General features: G+C 71.2%; 5 protein-coding genes and 1 pseudogene. All 6 read left to right on the forward strand.

Annotated features, from left to right (window positions below; all coding sequences use genetic code 11):
- Positions 1–306 (forward strand): phosphopantetheine-binding protein (locus J0670_RS26820; protein WP_279383074.1); only part of this gene is annotated, 306 nt, incomplete at its 5' end.
- A 79-nt stretch (positions 307–385) separates the two neighbouring features.
- Positions 386–1249 (forward strand): 3-hydroxyacyl-CoA dehydrogenase family protein, encoded by an 864-nt coding sequence (locus tag J0670_RS26825; protein WP_207814252.1) that lies wholly within the window; start codon positions 386–388, stop codon positions 1247–1249.
- The gene (locus tag J0670_RS26830; protein ID WP_207814253.1) at positions 1246–1536 is read left to right on the forward strand and encodes an acyl carrier protein; all 291 of its coding nucleotides are present in this window, start codon (positions 1246–1248) and stop codon (positions 1534–1536) included. Before J0670_RS26825 ends, J0670_RS26830 begins: the two co-directional genes overlap by 4 nt.
- Complete coding sequence (locus J0670_RS26835) at positions 1529–2644, forward strand: acyl-CoA dehydrogenase family protein (protein WP_207814254.1); 1116 nt, start codon at positions 1529–1531, stop codon at positions 2642–2644. Before J0670_RS26830 ends, J0670_RS26835 begins: the two co-directional genes overlap by 8 nt.
- Positions 2645–2715: 71 nt before the next feature.
- Positions 2716–3810, forward strand: a complete 1095-nt coding sequence (locus tag J0670_RS26840; RefSeq protein WP_207814255.1) for an HAD family hydrolase — start codon at positions 2716–2718, stop codon at positions 3808–3810.
- A 277-nt stretch (positions 3811–4087) separates the two neighbouring features.
- Positions 4088–6205: pseudogene (locus tag J0670_RS26845) on the forward strand (type I polyketide synthase); the annotation flags it as partial.

The following is a 6205-nucleotide window of genomic DNA, read 5'->3' on the forward strand; positions in this document are numbered from 1 at the left end:
ACCCCCGACGGCCGGCCCGACCCCCAGGCCCTCCTGGCGCTCGCCCGAAAGGCACTCGACCAGGGCAGCGGGCCGCAGGAGGAGGAGACGGACGACCCGCTCGTCCGCGACCTCGTCGGGATCTGGAGCCAACTGCTCACCGTCGAGGCGACGGCACGGACGAACTTCTTCACCTCGGGCGGCCACTCGCTGCTCGCGGCCGTCCTGGCCCAGAAGGTCGAAGAACTCACCGGCACGTCCCTCGAACTCGGCGACGTGTTCAAGCACCCGACGCCCACCGCTCTCGCCGCGCTGCTGCGCGGGTGACAGGGGGCCACGGCACGCCGCGTCGCCACGACCGGGCCGGCCGTCAGGAACCGGCTCACGAAACCGTAGGGAAGAATCCATGACCGCATTTGAGGAGCACCGCCTCGCCATCATCGGCGCGGGCGTGATGGGCACCAACATCTCGGCGCTCGCCCTCGGCCACGGCGTCTCCGTCGTCCTGGTCGACGTCGACGAGACCGTGCTGGAGACGGCACGGCAGACCATCAAGCAGAAGCTGCGGCACGCCCAGCTGATGGGCGTACTGCCGGCGGACCGCCCTCAGGGCACGCTGACCACCAGCGTCTCCCTGGAGGACATCGCGGAGGCCACCACCGTCATCGAGGCCGTCACCGAGGTCGACGAGGTCAAGCGGGAGGTCCTCTCCACGGCTTCCCGCCTGGTGCCGCCCGGCACGACCCTGATCTCCAACACCTCGTGCATCCCGATCGACGAGATGGCCGAGTGGATCGTGCGCCCCGAGGACCTCGTGGGCGTGCACTTCATGAACCCCTCCTACATGATCAAGATGGTCGAGGTCATCCGCGGCCCGCGCACCGAGCCCGCCATCCTGGAGCAGGCCACCGAGCTGCTCGCCGTCCTCGGCCGCGAGGCCCTCGTCATCGAGGACTCGGCCGGCTTCGTGATCAACCGCCTGCTGCACCCGCTGATCAACACCGCGGCCATGCTCGTCCAGGAGGGCGTCGCCTCCGTGGAGGTCGTCGACGGCCTGCTGGAGGGCTGCCTCGGACACTCCACCGGCCCGCTGCGCACCGGCGACCTCATCGGCCTGGAGAACCTCGTCGACTCGCTCAACGTGCTCTACGAGCGCCGCGGCGACGAAATCTACCGCCCCTGTGACCTGCTGCTCGCCAAGGTGCGGGACGGCCACCTCGGCCGGAAGACCGGCCGGGGCTTCTACGACTACGGAAAGGTCGCGTCATGACCGACCACGCGGACAACACCCCGCTGACCGCCGAGACCCTCCAGAAGGAGATCCTCGGCTTCCTCACCGAGCGCATCAAGACCGAGGTCCAGCCGGACCAGGACCTCTTCGCCTCCGGCGTCGTCTCCTCCATGTTCGCGATGCAGCTCGTCGTCCACCTCGAGGACGCGTACGACATCGCCATCGTCGGCGGCGACCTCAAGCTCGACAACTTCCGCACCGTCGTCAGCATGGCCGACCTCGTGCTGCGGCTGAAGGGCGACACGGAAGCGGCCGGAAATGCCTGACCGACTCGCCGACGAGCGCGCCCTCATCGGCGGGCTCGTCGGCGCCCGCGCGGCCGACTGGGACGTCACGGGCGAACTGCCCGTCGACCTGCTGCGCACCCTGGGGGCCAAGGGCCTGCTGTGCGCACAGGTCCCGGCGTCCCACGGCGGCCTCGGGCTGAGCAGCCGGGACAACGGCGAACTGACCGCCTACGTCGGGAGCCTGTGCAGCTCCCTGCGGTCCATCATGACCTCCCAGGGCATCGTCGCCTGGACCGTCCAGCGCTTCGGCGACCGGGACCAGCGGCGCACCTTCCTCTCCGAACTGACCGGAGGCAAGCTCACCGCGGTCGGCTTCAGCGAGCCCGGCGCCGGCAGCGACCTGGCCGCCATGCAGACCAGGATCAAGGCCGACGGGGACGGCTTCGTCATCGACGGCGAGAAGAAGTGGGTCACCGGCACCCGCTACGCCGACTTCGTCCTGATCATCGCCCGCCACGGCGAGGGCGAGGGCGCCGCCGCCGCGATCGTCCCCGTGGACGCGCCGGGCGTGCACATCGAGCTCGTGCCCCACCCGATGGGCTGCCGGGCCGCCGGCCACGCCAACATCCGCCTCGACAACGTCCGGCTGCCGGCCACCCACGTGCTGGGCGGCGGCGGGCAGCCGCTGTCGATGCTGTTCACGACCGCGCTCTCCTACGGGCGGGTGTCGATCGCCTGGGGCTGCGCCGGCATCCTCCAGGCCTGCCTGAGCGCCGCCACCGCGCACGCCGGGAACCGGCACCAGGGCGGCGTGGCACTCGCCGAGCACCAACTCGTCCGCCGGCACCTCGCGGAGCTGTTCATCGCCGAGCAGACCGCGCTGCGCGCGTGCGAGCACGCCAGCGCGCAATGGGACTCCGCCGCACCGGACATGGGTCTGGCGGCGGTCCTCGCCAAGCACGTCAGCGCGGGCAACGCCGCCCGGAGCGCCGCCACCGCGGTCCAGCTCCTAGGGTCGGCCGGCTCCGAGGACGGGCACGTGGTGGCCCGCGCGTTCCGGGACGCGAAGCTCATGGAGCTCATCGAAGGCAGCAACGAGATCTGCCAGTTGATCCTGGCGGACCACGCCCTCTCGCTTTCCGACTGACGTCCGGACGACCGGAGTCCGAACGACCGAAGTCCGACCGAAGTCCGACCGAAGCTGGTAGGAGAACCCCCGTGGCTGAGAAGCCAACCCTCGTGAAGTGCCTGGTCTGGGACCTGGACAACACCGTCTGGGACGGCACTTTGCTGGAGGACTCGAACGTCGAACTGTTCCCCGGGATCCTCGACACCATCGTCGAGCTCGATTCCAGGGGAGTCCTGCACTCGGTGTCGAGCAAGAACGACCACGACCTCGCCTGGAAGCGCCTCGAAGAGCTGGGCCTGGCCGAGTACTTCGTGCACCCCCAGATCGGATGGGGCCGCAAGTCCGACGCGGTCAAGCTGATCGCCGAAAGGCTGAACTTCGCCGAGAAGACCATCGCGTTCATCGACGACCTGCCCACCGAGCGCGCCGAGGTGACCTTCCACGCGCCCGAGGTCCGCTGCTACCCGGCCGACCGGGCGGGCGAGCTGACCGGCCTGCCCGAGTTCAGCCCCGAGACCGTCACCGTCGACTCCCGGCGCCGCCGCGAGATGTACCAGGCCAGCTTCCGCCGGGACGCCGAGAAGGACAACTTCAACGGCCCCGACGAGGAGTTCCTCCGCACCCTCGACCTCGTCATGGAGATCAAGCGGGCCGACGAGGAGGACATCTCCCGGGTCGAGGAACTGACCCTGCGCACCAGCCAGATGAACGCGACCGGCGTCCACTACTCCGACGCCGCGCTGCGCGCCCTGCTGGCCGACCCGGACCACGAGGTCCTCACCGTCAACCTCGCCGACCGGTTCGGTCCGCACGGCGCCGTGGGCGTGCTCCTGCTGGAGCGCCACGCGGAGCTGTGGCACCTGAAGCTCCTCGCGACCTCGTGCCGCGTGGTGACCTTCGGCGCCGGCGCGGTCATCCTCAACTGGCTGATCGACCAGGCGGCCCAGGCCGGCGTGCACCTCGTCGCCGACTTCAAGCGGACCGATCGCAACCGCATGATGGACATCGCCTACCGGTTCGCGGGCTTCGCCGACGACCCGTGCGCCTGCGTGGCCGCCCTCGGCGAGCCCGTCGGCGAGGGCGTCCAGCGCCTGCACCTGGTCGCCGACCGCCGCGAGGGTCCGACGACGATGCGGCTCACCTCGCCCGACCTGACCACGGCCGGGGAGGACGCCGTCGCCTGACGGTGAGGAACGCGGGGTCTCCCGTCGTCCGGAATGGCGCGCCGATCAACCGGCGCGCCTTTCTCGGTTGAACACGTGGTTCTCCGGACGGGCCGACTCATATCCTGACCGCCGGGGCTCCGGCGGGCCTTTTGTTCCTTTCTCCTTGTACAGCCCCTCTCTTCAGCCCTTCCGTTCAGCCTTTTCGCATTGCTGTTCCTCCTTGGCTGAAAGACCTTCGACCAGGTATCGAACTCCCGACCTCCCGAATGCCGAGGGATTTGTGAACGAGACTGATGGGCCGGCCCTGACGGAATTCGCCGCAGCCGGTGCGGAGCCGTTGGCGATCGTCGGCATGAGCTGCCGCTACCCCGGCGGGGTCCGTTCGCCCGAGGACCTGTGGGAGCTGCTGGCCGAACGGAGGGACGCCCTCTCCGACTTCCCCGAGGACCGGAACTGGGACCTCGGCTCCCTGTACGACGCCGACCCGGAGACCGCCGGGAAGACCTACCTCACCCGGGGCGGCTTCCTCGACGACGCGGCCGGCTTCGACGCGTCCTTCTTCGGCATCCCGCCGCGCGAGGCGCTGGCGATGGACCCGCAGCAGCGCCTGCTGCTGGAGACGTCCTGGGAGGCCCTGGAGCGGGCCGGCATCACCCCGTCCGCGATCCGGGGCACCAGGACCGGCGTGTTCGTGGGCGCCGAACCGAGGGAGTACGGCCCCCGGCTGCAGGAGGCGCCGGAAGGCGTGAAGGGGTACCTGCTCACCGGCACGACGACCAGCGTGATGTCCGGCCGGATCTCGTACCTCCTCGGACTGCACGGGCCGTCGCTCACCGTCGACACCTCCGCCTCCAGCTCCCTGGTCGCCATCCACCTCGCCGTGCAGGCGCTGCGGTCCGGCGAGTGCTCGCTGGCGCTCGCCGGCGGCGTGTCCGTCATGGCCACCCCCGGGAACTTCGTCGCCTTCAGCGGGCTCCGGGGGCTGTCCTCCGACGGTGTGTGCCGCCCGTTCTCGGCCGACGCCAACGGGACCGTGTGGTCGGAGGGCGTCGGCCTGGTCGTCCTGGAGCGGCTGTCCGACGCCGTGCGCAACGGCCACTCCGTCCTGGCCGTGCTGCGCGGCTCGGCGATCAACTCCGACGGGACCAGCGACGGCCTGACCGCCCCCAACGGCCGGGCTCAGCAGGCGGTCATCCGCCGCGCGCTGGCGAACGCGAACCTCTCGGCCGCCGACGTGGACGCGGTGGAGGCGCACGGGACCGGAACCCGGCTCGGCGACCCGATCGAGGCGCAGTCGCTGCTGGCGACGTACGGTCAGGAGCGGGGCGGGCAGGGCCCGCTGTGGCTGGGGTCGGTGAAGTCGAACATCGGCCACACCCAGGCGGCCGCCGGTGTGGCCGGTGTGATCAAGATGGTGCTGGCGCTGCGGCACGGCGAGCTGCCCGCGATGCTGCACGTGGACGAGCCGTCGCCGCGCGTGGACTGGTCGACGGGAGAGGTGCGGCTGCTGACGGAGCCGGTGCCGTGGCCGGCGGGGGAGCGTCCGCGCCGTGCGGGTGTGTCGGCGTTCGGGATCAGCGGGACCAACGTCCACGTCATCGTGGAAGAGGCGCCGGCGGCCGAGGTCGCCGAGGTGCGGGCCGAGGTTCCGGTGCTGCCGGGTGCCGGTGCGTGGGTGGTGTCGGGCCGTACGGCGGACGGTCTGACGGCCCAGGCGGGTCGGCTGCGGGAGTGGGTCGCCGCGCGGCCGGAGCTGGAGCCGCGGGACGTGGCGTGGTCGCTGGCCGCGACGCGTTCGGTGTTCGAGCACCGGGCCGTGGTGGTCGGTACCGAGCGGGCCGAACTGCTGGGCGCCGTCGAGAGCCTGGCCGCCGGCGTGCCGGCGGCCGCGGTGGTGTCGGGCGTGGCGCGGGCGGATGCGCGGGTGGGCCTGGTCTTCGCGGGTCAGGGTTCGCAGTGGACCGGTATGGGCCGGGGTCTGTACGAGGGCAGCGAGGTGTTCGCGGAGGTCTTCGACCGGGCGTGCGGGCTCCTCGAACGGGAGTTGAGGATTCCTGTCCGCGACGTCGTGCTGGGTGCTGAGGGTGTCGACGAGGCGCTGGCCGACCAGACGTTGTACGCGCAGGCGGGCCTGTTCGCGTTCGAGGTCGGTGTGGCTGCTGTGCTTCGGGCCGCTGGTGTGGTGCCGGATGCGGTGGTGGGTCACTCGGTGGGTGAGGTCGCGGCTGCCTATGTGGCCGGGGTCCTCTCCCTGGAGGACGCGGCCCGTCTGGTGGCGGCGCGGGCTCGGCTGATGCAGGCGCTGCCCAGTGGTGGTGCGATGGCGGCGGTCAACGCGCCGGAGGCGGAGGTGCTGGCGACGCTGTCCGAGGTGCCGGGTGCGGTGGTCGCGGCCGTCAACGGTCCGGAGTCG

The sequence above is a fragment of the Streptomyces sp. FH025 genome (genome assembly GCF_017427025.1).
Lineage (GTDB): Bacteria > Actinomycetota > Actinomycetes > Streptomycetales > Streptomycetaceae > Kitasatospora.

What these genes read in the sequence shown, in the direction of transcription:
- J0670_RS26825 (WP_207814252.1), top strand. Translation starts at nt 386, where the DNA reads ATGACCGCATTTGAGGAGCACCGCCTCGCCATCATCGGCGCGGGCGTG.
- J0670_RS26830 (WP_207814253.1), top strand. Translation starts at nt 1,246, where the DNA reads ATGACCGACCACGCGGACAACACCCCGCTGACCGCCGAGACCCTCCAG.
- J0670_RS26835 (WP_207814254.1), top strand. Translation starts at nt 1,529, where the DNA reads ATGCCTGACCGACTCGCCGACGAGCGCGCCCTCATCGGCGGGCTCGTC.